Source organism: Janibacter hoylei PVAS-1 (genome assembly GCF_000297495.1).
Taxonomy (GTDB): domain Bacteria; phylum Actinomycetota; class Actinomycetes; order Actinomycetales; family Dermatophilaceae; genus Janibacter; species Janibacter hoylei.
Map to the genome: position 1 here is coordinate 1 of NZ_ALWX01000036.1, position 19,659 is coordinate 19,659.

15 protein-coding genes and 4 pseudogenes are annotated in these 19,659 nt (G+C 70.8%); 15 read left to right on the forward strand and 4 right to left on the reverse strand.

Annotation, left to right across the window (positions count from 1 at the left end):
* Positions 1–150: 150 nt before the first annotated feature.
* Entirely contained in the window at positions 151–1,485 is a 1,335-nt protein-coding gene (locus B277_RS07875; protein WP_007927030.1) for an aminotransferase class I/II-fold pyridoxal phosphate-dependent enzyme, read from the reverse strand.
* Between the two features lie 122 nt (positions 1,486–1,607).
* Between B277_RS07875 and pdxS the strand changes: the two genes are divergently transcribed.
* From pdxS to B277_RS07930, 11 genes and pseudogenes are all read left to right on the forward strand, one after another.
* Positions 1,608–2,501: a pyridoxal 5'-phosphate synthase lyase subunit PdxS gene (gene pdxS / locus B277_RS07880; protein WP_007927032.1), complete on the forward strand. Its 894-nt coding sequence runs from the start codon at positions 1,608–1,610 to the stop codon at positions 2,499–2,501.
* Entirely contained in the window at positions 2,498–3,100 is a 603-nt protein-coding gene (pdxT, locus tag B277_RS07885) for a pyridoxal 5'-phosphate synthase glutaminase subunit PdxT (RefSeq protein ID WP_007927034.1), read from the forward strand. Before pdxS ends, pdxT begins: the two co-directional genes overlap by 4 nt.
* Before the next feature lie 44 nt (positions 3,101–3,144).
* Positions 3,145–3,907, forward strand: a pseudogene (locus tag B277_RS07890) (YebC/PmpR family DNA-binding transcriptional regulator).
* 84 nt (positions 3,908–3,991) lie between these two features.
* Positions 3,992–4,528 (forward strand): crossover junction endodeoxyribonuclease RuvC, encoded by a 537-nt coding sequence (gene ruvC, locus B277_RS07895; RefSeq protein ID WP_007927045.1) that lies wholly within the window; start codon positions 3,992–3,994, stop codon positions 4,526–4,528.
* Positions 4,525–5,121 (forward strand): Holliday junction branch migration protein RuvA, encoded by a 597-nt coding sequence (gene ruvA / locus B277_RS07900; protein WP_007927046.1) that lies wholly within the window; start codon positions 4,525–4,527, stop codon positions 5,119–5,121. Before ruvC ends, ruvA begins: the two co-directional genes overlap by 4 nt.
* Before the next feature lie 17 nt (positions 5,122–5,138).
* Positions 5,139–6,241 (forward strand): annotated as a pseudogene (gene ruvB / locus B277_RS19540) (Holliday junction branch migration DNA helicase RuvB).
* Positions 6,242–6,377: 136 nt separating this feature from the next.
* Positions 6,378–6,674 carry a preprotein translocase subunit YajC gene (gene yajC, locus B277_RS07910; RefSeq protein WP_007927050.1) on the forward strand — a complete coding sequence of 99 codons (297 nt, stop codon included), beginning with the start codon at positions 6,378–6,380 and terminating at the stop codon, positions 6,672–6,674.
* A 1-nt stretch (position 6,675) separates the two neighbouring features.
* Complete coding sequence (gene secD, locus B277_RS07915; RefSeq protein ID WP_007927051.1) at positions 6,676–8,565, forward strand: protein translocase subunit SecD; 1,890 nt, start codon at positions 6,676–6,678, stop codon at positions 8,563–8,565.
* A complete protein-coding gene (secF, locus tag B277_RS07920; protein ID WP_040881156.1) occupies positions 8,562–9,782 on the forward strand; it encodes a protein translocase subunit SecF in 1,221 nt (406 codons plus the stop codon). The genes secD and secF overlap by 4 nt, the downstream gene beginning before the upstream one ends.
* Positions 9,779–10,309, forward strand: a complete 531-nt coding sequence (locus tag B277_RS07925; RefSeq protein ID WP_007927056.1) for an adenine phosphoribosyltransferase — start codon at positions 9,779–9,781, stop codon at positions 10,307–10,309. Before secF ends, B277_RS07925 begins: the two co-directional genes overlap by 4 nt.
* Before the next feature lie 9 nt (positions 10,310–10,318).
* A complete protein-coding gene (locus B277_RS07930; RefSeq protein ID WP_007927058.1) occupies positions 10,319–12,601 on the forward strand; it encodes a RelA/SpoT family protein in 2,283 nt (760 codons plus the stop codon).
* A gap of 396 nt (positions 12,602–12,997) precedes the next feature.
* Here the strand turns inward: B277_RS07930 and B277_RS07935 are convergent, their stop codons facing one another.
* Positions 12,998–14,371, reverse strand: coding sequence for a DUF349 domain-containing protein (locus tag B277_RS07935; protein WP_238148109.1), 1,374 nt, complete (start codon positions 14,369–14,371; stop codon positions 12,998–13,000).
* 56 nt (positions 14,372–14,427) lie between these two features.
* On the opposite strand from B277_RS07935, the pseudogene B277_RS07940 reads away from it, so the two are divergent.
* Positions 14,428–15,130: pseudogene (locus B277_RS07940) on the forward strand (MBL fold metallo-hydrolase).
* Complete coding sequence (gene hisS / locus B277_RS07945) at positions 15,130–16,500, forward strand: histidine--tRNA ligase (RefSeq protein ID WP_007927063.1); 1,371 nt, start codon at positions 15,130–15,132, stop codon at positions 16,498–16,500. Before B277_RS07940 ends, hisS begins: the two are co-directional and overlap by 1 nt.
* A gap of 1 nt (position 16,501) precedes the next feature.
* On the opposite strand, the gene B277_RS16795 is transcribed toward hisS, so the two are convergent.
* Complete coding sequence (locus B277_RS16795) at positions 16,502–16,927, reverse strand: helix-turn-helix domain-containing protein (RefSeq protein WP_083853694.1); 426 nt, start codon at positions 16,925–16,927, stop codon at positions 16,502–16,504.
* A gap of 21 nt (positions 16,928–16,948) precedes the next feature.
* A complete protein-coding gene (locus tag B277_RS07955; protein ID WP_007927067.1) occupies positions 16,949–17,686 on the reverse strand; it encodes a hypothetical protein in 738 nt (245 codons plus the stop codon).
* Positions 17,687–17,781: 95 nt separating this feature from the next.
* Between B277_RS07955 and B277_RS07960 the strand changes: the two genes are divergently transcribed.
* Together B277_RS07960 and B277_RS07965 are read left to right on the forward strand one after the other, a co-directional pair.
* Positions 17,782–18,711, forward strand: a complete 930-nt coding sequence (locus tag B277_RS07960; RefSeq protein ID WP_007927069.1) for a site-specific tyrosine recombinase XerD — start codon at positions 17,782–17,784, stop codon at positions 18,709–18,711.
* 59 nt (positions 18,712–18,770) lie between these two features.
* Positions 18,771–19,659 (forward strand): annotated as a pseudogene (locus tag B277_RS07965) (ParA family protein).

The following is a 19,659-nucleotide window of genomic DNA, read 5'->3' on the forward strand; positions in this document are numbered from 1 at the left end:
CTACCCCGCACCCCGCCCCCGAGCGGGACCTCGACCCCGGAGGGCCCCACCCAGCCCTAGCTGCACCGACCGTGCTGGATCAGCGGTCGCAGGCTGGGGGTCGGCCCGACTCATGGAAAAGTCCCGACTCCTCAAGGACCGCGACCAGACTCAGGCCGAGGCGCTCGCTGCCTCGACGATGTCTGTCGCCAGTCGGTCAGTCTCCTCCTCGTCGAGGTCGTGGACCGTGAGTCGCAGGTGCCGTGAAGGCGCGGCGTCGTCCTCGAGGCTGAACTCGCCGCCCGTGCGCACGAGCCAGCCGCGCCGGGTCAACCGCTCGGCGACCGGTGCGGCCGGCACGGGGAGCTCGACCCACAGGCTCATCCCGTCGCCGGCTACCGTGGGCAGGCCCCGCTCGGTGAGCACGGCGGCGAAGTCGGTGTTGCGCCGCGCGTAGTAGCGACCGGCGTGCTCGATGAGCTCGAGCGAGTCGCCGTCGGTCATCACCGCGTGGGTGATGCGCTGCAGCAGGTGGCTCACCCACGTCGTGCCCGGACTCAGGCGCATCTCGAGGCGTGAGGCGGTGTGCTCGTCGCAGGCCGTCACCGCGAGGCACATGTCGGGTCCGGCGAACTTCGAGACCGACCGCACGAGGGCCCACCGCTGGTGGTCCGGGCCGATGATCGAGTGGAAGGGCTGCTGGGAGAGGTACGAGTAGTAGTCGTCCTGGATGACCAGGACGTAGGGGTGGTCAGCGAGCACCGCGCGCAGCTGCTCCGCCCGACCTGCGGTGAGCGAGGCCCCTGTCGGGTTCTGGGCCCGCGGGGTGCTGACGACGGCCCGCGCCCCCTGGGCCAGGGCCCGGCGCAGACCGTCGACCGTCATGCCCTCGGCGTCGACGGGCACCGGCACGGCGCGGTACCCACCGAGCTGGGCGAGGTGGATGCTCGCGAGGAAGCAGGGGTCCTCGAGGGCCACGACGTCGTCGCGCAGCAGGGCCTGGGCGAGGAGTCGCTCGACCGCGTCCACGGCACCGCTGGTGAGCGTCAGGTGGAGGTCCGACGGACCGGTCGGCAGATCAGGTGCCATCCACCCTTCGGCCCACGCCCGCAGGTCACGGTCGATCGTCGGCTCTCCGTAGAGGACGGGCCGGCGACCGGCCGCCGTGGCGAGCGCCGGTGCGAGGTCGGGGATGAGGCGCGGGTCGGGGTTGCCGTTGCCGACGTCGCGCAGCGCGCCTGACGGGGCGTAGCCCTCCTGCGGCACCCGGGTGCGACGGGCGACCCGGGTGCCGGCACGGCCCTGGGAGACGACGACGCCGGACCGGGCCAGGTCACGGTAGGCCGCCACGGCCGTGTTGCGGTTGATCCCGAGCTGCTCGGCGAGCGCGCGCACCGGGGGGAGGGCCGCTCCGGGAGCAAGCCGCCCCCGCTCGACGAGGCCGCGGATGCTCTCGGCGATCTCCGCCGCGGTGCCTCCGGTGATCTGCGCTGCGTCGGTACCCACGAGCGTGAGTCTAGGTGCAGGGACCACCCTCCGGACGGTCGCCCGATCATTGTCCTGTGCCGTGCTAGGTTCTGGCCTAGATCAAAAGCGCCACACCCGTGGTCACGACGAGGGAGCACAGCATGAGCACGCAGACGACGACCGGGACCGCACGCGTCAAGCGCGGCATGGCCGAGATGCTCAAGGGTGGCGTCATCATGGACGTCGTCACGCCGGAGCAGGCGAAGATCGCCGAGGACGCCGGCGCTGTCGCCGTCATGGCCCTCGAGCGCGTCCCTGCGGACATCCGCGCCCAGGGTGGCGTCTCCCGCATGAGCGACCCCGACATGATCGACGGGATCATCGAGGCCGTCTCGATCCCGGTCATGGCCAAGGCGCGCATCGGCCACTTCGTCGAGGCGCAGGTCCTCCAGTCGCTCGGTGTCGACTACATCGACGAGTCCGAGGTGCTCACCCCGGCCGACTACGCCAACCACATCGACAAGTGGGGCTTCACCGTCCCCTTCGTCTGCGGTGCGACCAACCTGGGCGAGGCGCTGCGCCGCATCACCGAGGGCGCCGCGATGATCCGTTCGAAGGGCGAGGCCGGCACCGGTGACGTGTCCAACGCGACGACCCACATGCGGCAGATCCGGCAGGAGATCCGCCGGCTGCAGGGGCTGGCCGAGGACGAGCTGTACGTGGCGGCGAAGGAGTTGCAGGCCCCCTTCGAGCTCGTCAAGGAGGTGGCGGAGTCCGGCAAGCTGCCCGTCGTCCTCTTCACCGCCGGTGGCATCGCCACGCCGGCCGACGCCGCGATGATGATGCAGCTGGGTGCCGAAGGCGTCTTCGTCGGCTCCGGCATCTTCAAGTCGGGCAACCCGGCACAGCGGGCCGAAGCGATCGTCAAGGCGACGACCTTCCACGACGACCCCGACACCCTGGCCAAGGTCTCCCGCGGGCTGGGCGAGGCCATGGTCGGCATCAACGTCGACGAGCCGGCCCGCTCCATCCAGTTCGCCGAGCGCGGCTGGTGACGACGCCCTCCATCGGCGTCCTCGCCGTCCAGGGCGACGTCCGGGAGCACCGGGCCGCGCTCGAGGCGGCGGGGGCGCGCACGGTCGCCGTGCGCCGGCCCGACGAGCTCGCGACGCTCGACGGCCTCGTCCTGCCGGGTGGTGAGTCGACGACCATCGACAAGCTCACCCGCACCTTCGGGCTGCGGGACCCCCTTCGCGCTCGGATCGCCGACGGGCTGCCCGTTTACGGCAGCTGCGCCGGGATGATCCTCCTTGCGGACCGGATCGTCGACGGGCACCCCGACCAGCAGACCCTCGGGGGTCTTGACCTCACGGTGCGGCGCAATGCCTTCGGACGACAGGTCGACTCGTACGAGACCGACCTCGAGGTGACGGGTGTCGACGGAGGGCCGGTCCGCGCGGTCTTCATCCGAGCGCCGTGGGTCGAGCAGGCCGGTCCGCAGGTCGAGGTGCTCGCGACCGTCGGGGCGAAGGGGGCGGACCGTCCCGTCGTCGTGCGGCAAGGGCGACTCCTCGCCACGAGCTTCCACCCCGAGGTGACCGGTGACGCCCGGGTACACCGTCTCTTCGTCGAGATGGTGCGCGCGGCCGCGTAGGATCGACCCTCGGACCACCTGCCAGCAACATCGAGGAGACCAACGTGTCCGGCCACTCCAAGTGGGCAACCACGAAGCACAAGAAGGCGGCGATCGACGCCAAGCGCGGCAAGCTCTTCGCCAAGCTCATCAAGAACATCGAGGTGGCGGCGCGGACCGGCGGCGGCGACCTGGCCGGCAACCCCACGCTCTACGACGCGGTCCAGAAGGCCAAGAAGAGCTCGGTCCCCAACGACAACATCGATCGCGCCGTCAAGCGCGGCTCCGGCGCCGAGGCCGGTGGCGCCGACTGGGAAAACATCACCTACGAGGGCTACGCCCCCGGCGGCGTCGCGATCCTCATCGAGTGCCTCACGGACAACAAGAACCGCGCGGCGACCGAGGTCCGCACCGCCCTGTCCCGCAACGGCGGCAGCCTCGCCGACCCCAACTCGGTGGCCTACCTCTTCAACCGCAAGGGCGTCGTCATGGTGCCCAAGGCGGAGAAGGGGGAGGACGAGCTCCTCGAGATCGTCCTCGAGGCGGGGGGCGGAGGAGATCAACGACTTCGGCGAGACCTGGCAGATCGTCTCCGAGGCGACCGACTTCGTCGCCGTCCGCACCGCGCTGCAGGAGGCGGGCGTCGACTACGACTCCGCCGAGGCCTCCTTCCTGCCGAGCATGCAGGTGCCGCTCGACGCCGAGGGCGCCAAGAAGATGATCCGCGTCGTCGAGGCCCTCGAGGACAGCGACGACGTCCAGGACGTCTACACCAACGGCGACATCTCCGACGAGGTCCTCGCCCAGCTCGAGGCCGACGAGGAGTGATCCGGCGTGTCGGCGGCGCACCCGTCGTCGCCGACACGTAGCCTCGTAGAACAGGTGTTCTAGTCGAGGTCGGAGGAGGTCCCCGTGCGCGTGCTCGGCGTGGACCCCGGCCTGACCCGGTGCGGCCTCGGCGTCGTCGAAGGGCAGTCCCGCGCCCTGCGCATGGTGGCCGTCGGCGTCGTGCGCACCTCCAGCGAGCGCGACACCGGCGAGCGGCTCGTCTACGTGCAGGACCAGCTCGACGCCTGGCTCGACCGTTTCGAGCCCGATGCCATCGCCCTCGAGCGGGTCTACGCGGCCGACCACGTCCCGACGGTCATGACGACCGCCCAGGTCAGTGGTCTGGTGCTGCTCGCCGGGGCCAGGCGCGGGCTCCCCGTCACCCTCCACACGCCCACCGAGGTCAAGGCAGCCGTCTCCGGCTCCGGCCGGGCAGACAAGGCGCAGATCACGACGATGGTCACCCGCATCCTCTCCCTCTCCGAGCCGCCGAAGCCGGCCGACGCGGCCGATGCCCTCGCCCTCGCCATCTGCCACCAGTGGCGGGGTGCGGGCACCGCCCGACGCGAGCTGGCGGCAGCCAGCGAACGGGCCCGACTGCGAGCGGTGGCCGGCTCGTGATCGCCTCCGTCACCGGCACCGCCCAGCACGTCGGGCTCGACCGGGTCGTCGTCGACGTCCACGGCGTCGGTCTGCTCGTCCACACCCCGCCGGCCGTGGCGGCCGGGTGCCGCACCGGTGCCGCGGTCGAGCTGGCGACGAGCATGGTGGTCCGCGAGGACTCGATGACCCTCTACGGCTTCGCGACGCCGGGGGAGCGCGACACCTTCGAGCTGGCCCAGACCGTGACCGGGGTCGGGCCACGGGTCGCCATGGCCATCCTGTCCGTCCTCAGCCCGGAGCAGCTCGCGGCGGCGGTGGCGGGCGACGACATCGCGACCCTCACCAAGGTGCCCGGCATCGGCAAGAAGGGGGCCGAACGCATCGCCCTCGAGCTGCGCGACAAGCTGCCCCACGTGCCCGGGGGCGAGGGAGCGCCCAGCGGGGTGTCGGCCCCCACCACCGGCTGGCAGGACCAGGTCACGGAGGCACTCGTGGGTCTGGGCTACTCGGCCAAGCAGTCCGCAGACGCGGTCGCCGCCGTGGCCGACGAGCACGAGGGCGGCGACGTCTCCCGCGCACTGCGCGCAGCCCTGCAGGTGCTCGCCCGATGAGCGGCTTCAGCTCCGAGATGCGGGTGGCCGACGAGGACCCCCGCGAGGGCGACGGCTCCTTCGACGCCACCGCCCGCATCGTCGACGCCGGCGGCACCGACGACGACTCGACCGTGGAGGCCGCGCTGCGGCCCCGCCGCCTCGCGGAGTTCCCCGGTCAGCCCAAGGTCCGCGACCAGCTCGGCCTCGTCCTCGAGGCGGCCCGCCGACGTGGCGCACCCCCCGGACCACGTGCTGCTCTCCGGACCTCCAGGCCTGGGCAAGACGACCCTGGCGATGATCGTCGCCGCCGAGCTGGAGCAGCCCATCCGCGTCACGTCGGGGCCGGCGATCCAGCACGCAGGAGACCTCGCGTCGGTGCTGTCCTCCCTCGTCGAGGGGGAGGTGCTCTTCCTCGACGAGATCCACCGGATGTCCCGACCCGCCGAGGAGATGCTCTACCTCGCCATGGAGGACTTCCGGGTCGACGTCGTCGTCGGCAAGGGGCCGGGGGCCACGGCCATCCCGCTGGAGCTGCCCCCCCTTCACCGTCGTGGGGGCGACCACCCGCGCGGGCCTGCTGCCGGCGCCGCTGCGCGACCGCTTTGGCTTCACGGGTCACCTGGACTTCTACGACGTGCGCGACCTCGAGCAGATCCTCGCGCGCAGCGCCCGGCTCCTCGGGGTCGCCGCGGACGAGGACGCTCTCGCCGAGATCGCCCTGCGCTCCCGGGGCACGCCACGCATCGCCAACCGCCTGCTGCGCCGCGTGCGGGACTGGGCCCAGGTCCACGGCACGGGCCAGGTCGACCTCACGGCGGCCCGGGCAGCCCTCACCCTCTTCGACGTCGACGAGGCCGGCCTCGACCGGCTCGACCGCGCGGTGCTCGACGCGATGTGCCGACGCTTCGGAGGCGGACCCGTCGGACTGTCGACGCTCGCCGTCGCCGTGGGGGAGGAGACCGACACCGTCGAGACGGTCGCCGAGCCCTATCTCGTGCGGGAGGGCTTCATCGTCCGCAGTCCGCGCGGTCGGCTGGCCACGGCCGCGGCCTGGCAGCACCTCGGGCTCGCCCCGCCCGACGGTGAGCAGATCCCCCTTCCCATCCCGCATCGCTCCGACAGCGGCCGGCTCGGCTGATCGGGCACCCCGCCACCGTCGTGTCCGTTGGAGACGTCACGACCGCTGACCTAGACTCGACCACTGGCTCGGGTCCCCCCGAGCCGCTGTGACGTCGGCGTCGACCTCGCAGCCCCGACCCAGGAAGTCCGCACCCATGAACCAAGGCTCGCAGAGCGCCAGCCTGATCCTGCTGATCCTCCCGCTGATCCTCATCGGATTCATGCTCTGGACCACGCGACGTCGGCACAAGACCATGGCGGAGTTCACGGCCTCCCTCCAGGTGGGGGAAGAGGTCTTCACGACCTCGGGCATCTTGGGGCGCATCACCGAGCTGGACGACGAGCGGGTGCGCCTCGAGGTCGCCCCCGGCACCGTCCTCACCCTGGACCGACGAGCGATCGGCATGAAGGTCGAACCCACCGACACCACCGAGCAGGGCGGGCAGGACTGACATGGCGGAGCGCCGACGCACCAAGGACGTGGCCCGCAAGGACCACGCCAAGCGCACCCTCGTCTGGCTCTTCGCTGGGATCATCGTCCTCACCGGAGCCCTCGGGTACGGCGTCTGGCAGAAGGACGCGTCCTGGGCGCCGCGGCTGGGGCTCGACCTCGCCGGTGGCACCCAGATCGTCCTCGAGCCGCGCGTCGAGGGCGGTGGCACCGTCTCGCAGCAGCAGCTCGCCGAGGCCCGCGATATCATCGTCCAGCGCATCGACTCCCAGGGCACCACCGGTGCTGAGGTGACCACGCAGGGCGACTCCAACATCGTCGTCGCCATGCCGGGGACCCCGACCAAGGAGCAGGAGGACGCCATCGCGGCGTCCTCGCAGATGCAGTTCCGCCCCGTGCTCGCGACCGACATCGGCAGCGAGGAGATGCTCGAGCCGACCCCGAGCGGCAGCGCCACCTCGGGCTCGTCGAGCCCGACCTCCGGCTCGTCGAAGAGCTCGTCGCAGACCTCGCAGCCGAGCGCCAGCCGCAGCAGCTCGACCTCCGCCTCCCGTGACCGGCAGCGCACGGCCGAGCCGGAGCCGAGCTCCTCCACCTCGGGCAAGAGCTCGGGCTCGGCGACCTCGTCGAAGAGCTCGTCGGCCACCGGGTCGTCGACCGCTCCCGCCCAGGACTGGAAGCCGACGGCCGAGCCGACCGGCCCGATCGACCCCAACAACATCAGCAGCGACCTGTGGAAGGACTTCCAGGACCTCGACTGCTCGAAGCCTCCGGAGGAGACTCCCTCGACGAAGACCGACGAGGCCATCGTCGCCTGCAAGCAGGACGGCTCGCTCAAGTACGTGCTCGGTCCGGTCGTCGTCGCCGGTACGGAGATCGCCAATGCCGAGGCGGGCTACCGCGTCGGCCCGCAGGGCCAGCAGACCAACGAGCCCGAGATCTCCCTGACCCTGACGAGCAAGGGTCGCGGTGAGTACGGCGACGTCTCCAAGGACATGGTCCAGCTGCCCGGGCTGTCGCCCGCCAACCCGACCAACCCGCCCGGCAAGTACAACGCACTGGCAGCCGTCCTCGACTCGCAGGTGCTCATCGACCCCGGCTTCAACGAGGCCATCCCCAACGGTCAGGCGAGCATCTCCGGCTTCACCATCGAGGAGGCCAGGAGCCTGGCGAAGTCGCTGAAGTTCGGAGCCCTCCCGCTCTCCTTCGACGTGCAGACCCGTCAGGAGATCAGCCCGACGCTCGGCTCGGAGCAGCTGCGCTACGGGATCATCGCCGGCATCATCGGCCTGCTCATCGTCTTCGGCTACGCCCTGGTCCAGTACCGTGCGCTCTCGGTCGTGGTCGTGGGCTCGATGGTCATCGCCTTCGGCATCACCTACCTGGCCATAGCCCTCCTGTCATGGGGCTACAACTATCGCCTCGACATGGCGGGCGTGACCGGTCTGATCATCGCCATCGGCGTCACCGCGGACAGCTTCATCGTCTACTTCGAGAGAGTGAGGGACGAGCTGCGCGAAGGGAGAAACCTGCGTGCCGCCGTCGAGGCCGGCTGGGCGCGTGCCAAGGGCACCATCCTCGTGGCCGACGGCGTCAACTTCCTCGCCGCCGTCATCCTCTACGTCCTCGCGAGCTCGGGTGTGCGGGGCTTCGCCTTCACGCTCGGCCTGACGACGATCATCGACCTCGCCATCTTCTGGCTCTTCACGCACCCGATGCTCACCATCCTCGCGCGCGGCAAGTTCTTCTCGTCGGGGCACCGGTGGTCCGGCTTCGACGTCAACACGCTGCGGGAGGCCAAGGTCCGGTACAAGGGCCGTGGCAACTTCGACATCGAGGGGACCGACCGTGACAACCCGGCGACCGTGCCGGCCGAGGGAGGCGCGCGATGAGCCGCATGGCGGACTGGGGCAATGACCTCTACACGGGCAAGCGCTCGATCGACTTCGTCGGTCGCTCGCGCACCTGGTACCTGTGGTCGGCCCTGATCATGGTCGTCGCAGCCCTGGGCTTCGTCGTCCAAGGCCTCAACCTCAGCCTCGAGTTCACCGGCGGCTCCGAGTTCCGGGTCGCGACCCAGTCGGCGCCCAGTGACTACGAGCAGCGGGCGACCGACGCCGTCCGCGAGGTGGCCGGTGGCGACTCGTCGGCCAATGTCTCGACACTCGGTGGCAGCACCGTGCGGGTGCAGACCGAGGAGCTGAGCAACGACGAGGCCCGTCAGGTCTCGCGTGCCCTGGCCACGGCCTTCGACGTCGAGACCAACAAGGTCAGCTCCAACTTCATCGGTCCGTCGTGGGGCAAGTCGGTGAGCCAGCAGGCACTGCGCGCCCTCGTCGTCTTCCTCGTGCTGACGACCGCGATGATGGCGCTGTACTACCGCAACCTCAAGATGGCCGTGGCGTCGATGATCGCCCTCGCCCACGACATGCTCATCACCGTCGGCATCTACACGTGGACCGGCTTCGAGGTCTCCCCGGCGACGATGATCGGCTTCCTCACGGTCCTCGGCTACTCCCTGTACGACACGGTCGTCGTCTTCGACCACGTCAAGGAAAACACCCGTGCGGCCTTTGCCAACCGACGGATGAGCTTCGCCGACGCGGCCAACCTCGCGGTCAACCAGACCCTCGTCCGGTCGATCAACACGACGGTCATCGCCAACCTGCCGGTGCTTGCGGTCATCATCATCGGCTTCGCGGTGCTCGGCCCCGGCACGCTGCTCGACCTGTCGCTGGCGCTCTTCATCGGCACCACGGTCGGCGCCTTCTCCTCGGTCTTCATCGCGACCCCGCTCCTCGTGGACCTGCGCCGCAAGGACCCGGAGGTCGTCAAGCTGGCCGCGGACGCCGACAAGCACCAGGCCCGTGAGCAGCGGCGCTCGCCCGTCCTGGCGACGTCGGTGCCCGCGGACAGCTCGGAGTCGGCCTCGTCGCCCTCCGGCACGTCGGCGACGACGCCTGCGTCGGGCGACAGACAGGACGCCGAGCCCGTCGACACCGACGGGCCGCAGACGGTGACCGGGCGCAAGGTGCACAAGTACGCCCAGTCGGGCGGGCCACGCAACCAGCCGAAGAAGACCCCGCGCAACCGTCGGGGCACGTCGTGACGGACGCCGCCCTGCAGGACCGCATCCGTGCGGGTCTGCGGGACGTCCCGGACTTCCCCGAGCCGGGCGTGACCTTCAAGGACATCACACCGCTCCTGGCCGACGCCGAGCTCTTCGCGGCGGTCGTGGAGGCCCACGCCGAGCCGTGGCGGGGGAAGGTCGACCGAGTCGCGGGGCTCGAGGCCCGCGGCTTCATCTTCGGCGCGGCCATCGCGCTGCACCTGGGGGTCGGCTTCGTGCCCGTGCGCAAGGCCGGCAAGCTGCCGGGGGAGACGGTCGGGCTCGACTACGCGCTCGAGTACGGCACGGCGCGCATCGAGGTGCACGCCGACGCGCTCACGCCGGGTGCCAGCGTGCTCGTCGTGGACGACGTGCTCGCCACGGGTGGCACGGCCGCCGCGGCGTGCACGCTCCTCGAGACCTGCGGCGCACAGGTGCCGGGGGTGGAGGTCCTCGTCGAGCTGGAGGCCCTCGACGGACGTCGCGCACTGGCAGGCCGTGCCGTGCGGAGCCTGCTCACGGTCTAGGCTCACTCCATGAGCGAGCGCAACACCGGCGGCGGGTTCTCCCCACGGTCCTTGGCGCGCGCCTCGCTGGCCCGCATCGGCAGCGGGCGCGCGGCCACTCCGGGGGTCCTGGACCCGCTGCTGCAGATCGTGCGCCAGAGCCACCCCAAAGCCGACCTGTCAGTCATCGAGCGCGCCTACGACGTCGCTGAGCGCGCTCACCGTGATCAGGTCCGCAAGAGCGGCGACCCCTACATCACCCACCCGCTGGCGGTGGCCACGATCCTGGCCGAGCTGGGCATGACCCCCGTGACCCTGGCCGCAGCACTGCTCCACGACACGGTCGAGGACACCGACTACTCGCTCGATGACCTCGAGGAGGAGTTCGGCTCGGAGGTGGCCAAGCTCGTCGACGGCGTCACCAAGCTCGACAAGGTGACCTACGGCGACAACGCGCAGGCAGAGACCGTGCGCAAGATGATCGTCGCCATGGCGCGCGACATCCGGGTCCTCGTCATCAAGCTCGCCGACCGGCTGCACAATGCGCGCACGTGGCGGTACGTGTCCGCCGGGTCGGCCCAGCGCAAGGCGCAGGAGACCCTCGAGATCTATGCGCCGCTGGCCCATCGCCTCGGGATGAACACCATCAAGTGGGAGCTGGAGGACCTCGCCTTCGCCACCTTGTACCCGAAGGTGTACGAGGAGATCGTCCGGCTCGTCGCGGAGCGAGCACCTGCCCGCGAGGAGTACCTGACGACCGTCAAGGCCCAGGTGGTCACCGACCTGCGCGAGGCCCGGATCAAGGCCACGGTCACCGGGCGGCCCAAGCACTACTACTCCGTGTACCAGAAGATGATCGTCGGCGGCCGCGAGTTCGGCGAGATCTACGACCTCGTCGCCGTGCGCGTCCTGGTCGACACCGTCCGTGACTGCTACGCGGCGCTCGGTGCACTCCACGCCCGCTGGAACCCGCTGCCTGGGCGCTTCAAGGACTACATCTCCTTGCCGAAGTTCAACATGTACCAGTCGCTGCACACGACGGTCATCGGACCTCAGGGCAAGCCGGTCGAGATCCAGATCCGCACCCACCAGATGCACCGACGCGCCGAGTACGGCGTCGCCGCCCACTGGAAGTACAAGGACCGTGGCAACCCGGACGGCGGCAAGGTCGACGACGGGCAGATGGGGGAGATGGCCTGGCTGCGTCAGCTCCTCGACTGGCAGCGCGAGACGGCCGACCCCAGTGAGTTCCTCGACTCCCTGCGCTACGAGATCAACACGCGCGAGGTCTACGCCTTCACGCCGAAGGGACAGGTCATCGCGCTGCCGGCCGGGTCGACCGCGGTCGACTTCGCCTACGCCGTGCACACCGAGGTCGGGCACCGCTGCATCGGCGCCCGCGTCAACGGTCGCCTCGTGCCCCTCGACTCTCCGCTGGAGAACGGCGACGCCGTGGAGGTCCTCACCTCGAAGGCCGAAGGAGCGGGGCCGTCGCGTGACTGGTTGAACTTCGTCCGCTCCGCCCGTGCGCGCAACAAGATCAAGCAGTGGTTCACCAAGGAGCGCCGTGAGGAGATGGTCGACTCCGGCAAGGAGGCCATCGCCAAGGTCGTGCGCAAGCAAAACCTGCCGCTCCACCGCATCGTCACCGTCGAGAGCCTCACGGCCGTCGCGAGCGAGCTTCGGCGGCAGGACGTCGACGGGCTCTACGCCGCGGTCGGGGAGGGGCACGTCTCCGCCCAGCACGTCGTCTCACGCCTCATCGCCGCCGCCGGGGGTGAGGACGGTGCGACCGAGGACCTCGCCGAGGCGACGCTGCCGGGCCCCGTCGGCCGCAGCCGGAACTCGAACAACGACCCGGGTGTCGTCGTCAAGGGCATGGAAGACCTCTGGGTCAAGCTCGCCAAGTGCTGCACGCCCGTCCCCGGGGACGAGATCATGGGCTTCATCACGCGCGGCAACGGCGTCTCCGTGCACCGGGTCAACTGCCCCAACGCGACCTCGCTGAAGAAGGAGTCCGAGCGGCTCATCGAGGTCGAGTGGGCGCCCAGCAGCTCGAGCGTCTTCCTCGTCCAGGTCCAGGTCGAGGCTCTCGACCGGGCCGGTCTGCTCTCCGACGTCACCCGGGTGCTCTCGGAGTCCGGAGTCAACATCCTGTCGGCAGCCGTGCAGACGTCACGTGACCGCGTGGCGATCCTGCGGTTCACCTTCGAGATGGGGGAGGTCGCGCACCTCAGCCACGTCATGCAGCAGGTCAAGCGCATCGAGTCCGTCTTCGACTGCTTCCGCATCTCCGGCGGGTCGAGCAAGTAGGGCTGACGCCGGTTCCTGAGGAGAAGAGAGCCCGACCCCAGACCGGTCCCTGAGGAGAAGGGGGCCCGACCCCCGACCGGTCCCTGAGGATAAGGGGGCCCGACCCCCGACCGGTCCCTGAGGAGGTCGCGCAGCGACCATCTCGAAGGGCCGGGGACCATGCCCGCTCCCGTGGAGGTGCGGCGGCGAGCTGCCGAAGTCCTTCGTCGTCGTGTGGTCACGTCGTCGTCCTCGACTTCGGCTTGACGCTGCGCCACCGCGCCTCCACGTCCGCTGTGCTGCGGTCCGCTCTGCAGGGGTGACGGACCCTTCGAGACGCTGCGGCCGCAGGCGGCCTTGCTCCGGTTCCTGAGGAGGCGTGCCAGCGGCGTCTCGAAGGGCAGGGACCGTGGGGGGTCAGCCGCCGAACTCGTCGAGGCCCTTGCGGGCCTGGTCGAGCCACGCCTGCTGGGCGGCCAGTTGCTCACGCAGCTTCGTCGCCTTCGCGGCATCACCCTTGGCCTCTGCAGCGTCCGCATCGGCCTGCAGCTCGGCGACCTTCGCCTCGAGCTGGGAGGCCAAGGAGCTGGCTCGGGCGGACAGCTCGGGGTTGGACGAGGACCACTTCTTGTCCTCGACATCGCGCACCGCCTGCTCGACCCGCTGCATCCCCTTTTCCATCCGGGAGACGTCAGCGCGCGGCACCTTGCCCGCGGCCTCCCAGCGGTCCTGGATGGAGCGGAGAGCGGCCTTCGTCTTGTCGAGGTCCTTGACCGGCAACAGCGCCTGGGCCTCGGCGAGCAGGCCCTCCTTGACCGCGAGGTTGCCCTGGTGGGCCTCGTCCTCCTTGGCCGCCTCGGCGTCCTTGGCGTTGAAGAAGGCGTCCTGCGCGGTGCGGAAGCGCTCCCACAGCTTGTCGTCGTCCTGGCGCCCCGCACGACCCGCCCGGCGCCACTCGTCCATCAGCCGCTTGAAGGCACCGGCCGTGGCGTTCCAGTCGGTCGAGGTGGACAGCCGCTCGGCCTGGACGACGAGGTCCTCCTTGACCGACTTGGCCTCCCCACGACTCTGCTCGAGGTGGGCGAAGTGGGCGCGCCGGGTCTTGTCGAAGCCGTTGCGAGCCTTCGAGAAGCGCTGCCACAGTGCGCTCTCCACGTCCTTGTCGAGGCGCGCCTTGCCCCGCTGGTGCGCCTTCCACTCGTCGAGGAGGGCCCGCATCCGGGTCGTCGACTGCTTCCAGTGCACGTTGTCGACGGGCTGGGCGGCGATCTGCTCGGCCTCGGCGACGATCGCCTCGCGCTCGGCCGCAGCGACCTTCTTGGCCTCGGCGCGGACAGCGGACTCGGTCTGACGCTTGGCGGTCAGGCCTTCTTCGAGCTCGGCGACGAGCGCACTCAGAGCCGGCAGGTCGCCGACCACGTTGGGCTGCTCCGCGTGCTCCCGCAGGGTCTTCAGGCCGTCACCGATCTCCTTGGCGGAGACGTCGGGGACGTCGAGACGCTGGCGCAGCAGGGTGGCGGAGGCGAAGAGCTCGTCGTACTTGCGGGCGAAGTACTGCAGGGCCTCCTCGGGGGTGGCGCCGGGGTAGGAGCCGACCTCGCGTTCGCCCTCTCCGTCCTTGACGAAGACCTTGCCCTCCTCGTCGACCCGGCCGAAGTCAGCGGAGGCCGAGTGGTCCGTCGTCATCGCGGGGGCCTCGGCGGCGGGGGTCGGGGTCGGGCGGGGGGCCATGCGGGCCAGTGCCGCAGGCGAGGGCGCCGAAGGGCGCGGGGCGTTGGTGTCGTCACTCACAGGCCCGAGGTTACCCATTCACGTGACCGGGCGGGGCGCGCACGTAGGGTTGGACCGTGCTGACCATCCCCTTCCCGGCGCAGGCCTTCGGGACCAACTGCTACGTCATCGCCGACGGCCCGGGCGAGGAGTGCATCATCGTCGACCCGGGCATCGGCATCGAGGAGACCTTGCGCGAGGTCCTCACGACGCACCGGCTCAAGCCGGCGGCGGTCCTGCTCACCCACGGCCACGTCGACCACGTCTTCTCCGTGACACCCGTCTGCGGTGGCGAGCTCGCCGCCTACATCCACACCGATGACCGCTACCGCCTCGTCGACCCCCCTCGGCTCCTCCTCCCTCGGGCCGGCGCTCAGCGGCATGCTCGAGCAGCAGTTCGGCAAGAAGGCCACCTGGCGCGAGCCCGAGCGAGTCGTCGAGGTGACCGACAGCGAGACGGTGAGCGTCGCAGGCATCGACCTCGAGGTGCTGCACGCACCCGGGCACACCGAGGGCTCGGTGATGTTTGCGATGCCGCGCGTGCCGGACGGCGTGCCCGCCGACGCGGAGGTCGACCGCACGCTGATCACGGGCGACGTGCTCTTCGCCGGGTCGATCGGGCGGACCGACCTGCCGGGCGGGTCGCACGAGGCGATGCAGGACTCCCTCCGTCGGGTGGTCCATCCCCGCCCCGACTCCAGCCTCGTCCTGCCCGGCCACGGACCCGCGACGACGCTGGGCCGTGAGAAGGCGACCAACCCGTACCTGCAAGGACTGTGATGACCCACCCCGCCGCCCGCCCCACGAAGGTCACCCCGCTCTCCGGCTTTCCCGAGTACCTGCCCGAGCAGCGCATCGTCGAGCAGCACTTCATCGACGTCATCCGCTCGACCTTCGAGCTGCACGGTTTCCCGTCGATCGAGACCCGCGCGGTCGAGCCGGTCGAGCGGCTTCTCGGCAAGGGCGGCGACGCGGACAAGGAGATCTACGGGATCCACCGCCTGGCCGATGACGAAGGGGGTGCCGCCGGCGGTCGCGAAGGCCAGCTCGGACTGCACTTCGACCTCACCGTCCCCTTCGCCCGGTACGTCGTGGAAAACGCGGGTCGGCTCAACTTCCCCTTCCGCCGTCACCAGATCCAGAAGGTCTGGCGCGGTGAGCGGCCGCAGGAGGGGCGCTACCGCGAGTTCACCCAGTGCGACATCGACGTCGTCGACGCGGGTGAGCTGGCGCCGCACTTCGAGGCCGAGATGCCGCTGGTCATGGCGGAGATCTTCGCCAAGCTGCCCATCCCGCAGATGATCATCCAGGTCAACAACCGCAAGATCCCCGAGGGCTTCTACCGGGGTCTGGGCATCGACGACGTGGCGGGCACGCTGCGCATCGTCGACAAGCTCGACAAGATCGGGCCGGACAAGGTGGCCGCCCTGCTCGTCGAGGCGGGTCGCACCACGGAGCAGGCGCAGGCCTGCCTCGACCTCGCGGCCATCCGGACCGAAGACACCACCTTCGTCGACCGGGTGCGTGCCCTGGGTGTGGAGAACCCCGTGCTCGACGAGGGTCTGGCCGCACTGGCCGCGGTCATCGAGACCGGGGCCGCGGCGGCGCCCGGTGCGATGGTCGCCGACCTGCGGATCGCCCGCGGCCTGGACTACTACACCGGCACCGTCTACGAGACGCAGCTCGTGGGCTACGAGTCGTGGGGGTCCTTCTGCTCCGGTGGTCGGTACGACGAGCTGGCCACCGACGGCAAGACGACCTATCCGGGGGTGGGCATCTCGATCGGCTTGTCGCGCCTGCTGGGTCTCCTCCTCGGCAAGGGGCTGGTCGGGGCCACCCGGAAGTCGCCCTCGGCGGTCCTCGTGGCCGTCACGGACGAAGGGAGCCGCCCCCGCTCCGTGGCCGTCGCGACGGCGCTGCGGGCGCGCGGCATCCCGTGCGAGGTCGCCCCGGCGGCGGCGAAGTTCGGCAAGCAGATCCGCTTCGCCGAGCGTCGCGGGATCCCGCATGTGTGGTTCCCGGGTGCGAGAGACTCCGGTGGCGACCAGGTCAAGGACATCCGCTCCGGCGAGCAGGTGGATGCCGCGGCCGAGTCGTGGACCTGCCCCGTCGAGGACCTGCAGCCACGAGTGGTCGCCCTGGGGGAGTGAGCTAGCTCGCTGCACGACGCCAGATCCCCTCCGGCCCGGGGAGCACCGGGTCCTGGCGGCGGTTGCGTGCGGCGGGCCCCGTGACGGCCCCCGAGGGGAGGGGGTCGTCGTCGCTCGCGTCGACGAAGGCCACCCTGTAGCCCACCTCCGCCAGCAGGCTCACGACCGCGCCGAAGGGGAGCGACGCGGCGTCGACCTCCATCCGGCCCACCGTGGCTGGGCTCCACCCGAGGCGGGTGGCCAGCTGCCGCTGGGTCAGCCGATGGAGTCGGCGAAACCGGCGTGACAGCAGGCCGACCCTGCGTCCGGCGGCCACCCACCTGCGCTCCGCGCACGGCCACGAGGGGCAGGCGGTGCAGGGCTCGTAGTCGTCGGGTGCGGTGCCGACCGGGCACGACATGGGGCAGGCGATCGGTGACTGGTCCATGCGTCGATGCTGGCGGGGGAGTCAGGGCAGCACCAGACGGACGTGAGGCCTGAGGAGGGCGCCTCCGTGGTGATCCCGGGTGTGGACAGAGCCCCACGTCGACCCCGTCGAGCTGACCTCAGGGTGCAGTGGCCGAGGGGGGCGCCGCCCGTCCTCTGGGGGGGCCGGAGGCCGCAGTCCGAGAGCTCGAGGAGGGCGAGGTCGCGGATCACCTCCCGGTCGCCACGCCGCCACGCCCCCGGCTGGGTCGGGGCTGATCCGGGAGAGTCGTTGCAGCGGCTGGTTGGACATTGCCCGCAGGGCGAAGAGGTCGAGGTCGTCGACGCTGTCGACGAGGGACTGCGCCGCCGTCGCCCGGCGGACGAAGCGCCACCGCGCCGCGAGCCAGAAGGCGCCGACGATGAGGATCGGCGTCAGCGCCGTCACCCAGCCGAGGGTCGTGGCGAGGCTCTCCACCGCGCTCACGAGGTCTCGGCCAGCCTCCTCGATCGTCGTCCCGGCCCCGGCGGCATCGCGGAAGGGGGTGGCCACCTTGTCGTCGAGCACCGGCAGGTCGTCGACGGTGTTGCCCGCCGTCGTCAGCTTGTCCCGAAACCCGGACCCGGCGGACTCGAGTCGGTGGCCCGGCTCGGCGAGCTCCAGGGTCGAGTTGTGCACCGCCCGGCCCACGCGTGCCCAGAGGAAGACCCAGGCGATCATGAGGAGGTCGGCGACGACCTGACCAAGACGTCGGGCCGGGAGATCCGCATACAGCTTCATGACCCCATTAGACTCCTCGCCGTGGTCGCGACCACCCGTGGGCACAATGGGGTGCCCACGGCACGACCCCGACCCGAGAGAGGCCGACACCGACGGTGAGCCGCCCGACCCCCCTCCAGCGGGCCGTGCGCACCTGGCTCACCCAGCTCGACGTCGAGCGCGGGGTCTCCGCCCACACGCTGAGCGCCTACGCGCGAGACGCCGGTCGCTATCTCGACCACCTTGCAGCGGCTGGTGTCACCGACCCGGGTGAGGTGACCGAGCAGCACGTCTCCGCCTTCCTCGCCGCACTGCGCACCGGCGACGCCGACCACCCGCCGCTCGCGGCCAGTTCCGCGGCCCGCACCCTCGTCGCCGTCCGCGGCCTGCACAAGTTCCTCGCGCTCGAGGGCCTCACCGACCACAACCCGGCCGAGGACGTGGCGCCGCCGTCACCCCCTTCGCGTCTGCCCAAGGCGATCCGACTCGACGAGGTGACCCGGCTCATCGACGCGGCCGGAGTCGGGGACGGCCCGGTGCCCCTGCGCGACCGGGCGCTCCTCGAGCTGCTCTACGGCACCGGAGCTCGCATCTCCGAGGTCGTGGGCCTGGACATCGACGACCTCGACCTCGAGGTGGGCGCTGCGCGCCTGCTCGGCAAGGGGGGCAAGGAGCGCATCGTCCCCATCGGCAGCTACGCCGTCGAGGCCGTCCAGGCCTGGCTGGTGCGCGGCCGCCCCGAGCTGGCGAGCGCCGGCCGCGCCGGCCCCGCCGTCTTCCTCAACCGCCGGGGCGCCCGGCTGTCCCGGCAGAGCGCGTGGGCCGTCATCACGACGGCGGCAGATCGGGCCGGGCTCTCCGGGCACGTCTCGCCACACACCCTGAGGCACTCCTTCGCCACCCACCTGCTGGAGGGCGGCGCCGACGTGCGCGTCGTGCAGGAGCTGCTCGGGCACGCCTCGGTGACGACGACGCAGATCTACACGATGGTCACCGTGCAGCAGCTGCGCGAGGTCTACGCGCAGGCCCACCCCCGAGCCCGCTGATAGGGTCATCGCTGATCAGCGAGAGGCTGACCGACCCACGACGATGGAGTGATCCGACTGTGGCATCAGAGGTGACGCCGCCGCTCGACCTCGAGCACGACCTGACCCAGTACGGTCCGACCGGCCGACCCATGCCCTCCTTCCCGGAGCCCGAGCCCCTGGCATCGCACGGCCCCGCCCGCATCATCGCGATGTGCAACCAGAAGGGCGGCGTCGGCAAGACGACGACCACCATCAACCTCGGCGCCGCTCTCGCGGAGGCCGGTCGACGGGTCCTGCTCGTCGACTTCGACCCGCAGGGCGCCCTCTCCGTGGGGCTGGGGCGTGCCGACGCACACCCTCGACACGACGATCTACGACCTGCTCGTCTCCCGCGGCCACGAGATCACCGAGATCATCCAGCACACCTCCGTGCCGGGGCTCGACGTCGCCCCGGCCAACATCGACCTGTCCGCGGCCGAGGTCCAGCTCGTCGGCGAGGTCGCCCGAGAGCAGATCCTCGCCCGCGTGCTCCGGCCCGTCCTCGACGACTACGACGTCGTCCTCATCGACTGCCAGCCCTCTCTCGGCCTGCTGACCGTCAACGCCCTCACGGCCGCCCACGGCGTGATCATCCCGCTCGAGACCGAGTACTTCGCCATGCGAGGTGTCGCGCTGCTCGTCGAGACCATCGACAAGATCACCGATCGGCTCAACCCCGGCCTGACCGTCGACGGCATCCTCGCGACGATGTACGACGGCCGTACCCTGCACAGCCGCGAGGTCGTCGGGTCGGTCGTCGACCACTTCGGGGACAAGGTCTTCCACACCGTCATCTCCCGCACGGTGAAGTTCCCCGACGCCACGCTCGCGGCCGAGCCGATCACCACCTACGCCACCGGTCACTCGGGGGCCAACGCCTACCGGCAGCTGGCCCGCGAGCTGATCTCGCGCGGCGGCGCTCCCTGA

Bases quoted from the DNA above. Each gene is read 5' to 3' on its own strand.
- pdxS (WP_007927032.1), top strand. From the start codon at position 1,608: ATGAGCACGCAGACGACGACCGGGACCGCACGCGTCAAGCGCGGCATG.
- yajC (WP_007927050.1), top strand. From the start codon at position 6,378: ATGAACCAAGGCTCGCAGAGCGCCAGCCTGATCCTGCTGATCCTCCCG.
- secD (WP_007927051.1), top strand. From the start codon at position 6,676: ATGGCGGAGCGCCGACGCACCAAGGACGTGGCCCGCAAGGACCACGCC.
- secF (WP_040881156.1), top strand. From the start codon at position 8,562: ATGAGCCGCATGGCGGACTGGGGCAATGACCTCTACACGGGCAAGCGC.
- B277_RS07930 (WP_007927058.1), top strand. From the start codon at position 10,319: ATGAGCGAGCGCAACACCGGCGGCGGGTTCTCCCCACGGTCCTTGGCG.
- hisS (WP_007927063.1), top strand. From the start codon at position 15,130: ATGACCCACCCCGCCGCCCGCCCCACGAAGGTCACCCCGCTCTCCGGC.
- B277_RS16795 (WP_083853694.1), bottom strand. From the start codon at position 16,927: ATGGACCAGTCACCGATCGCCTGCCCCATGTCGTGCCCGGTCGGCACC.
- B277_RS07955 (WP_007927067.1), bottom strand. From the start codon at position 17,686: ATGAAGCTGTATGCGGATCTCCCGGCCCGACGTCTTGGTCAGGTCGTC.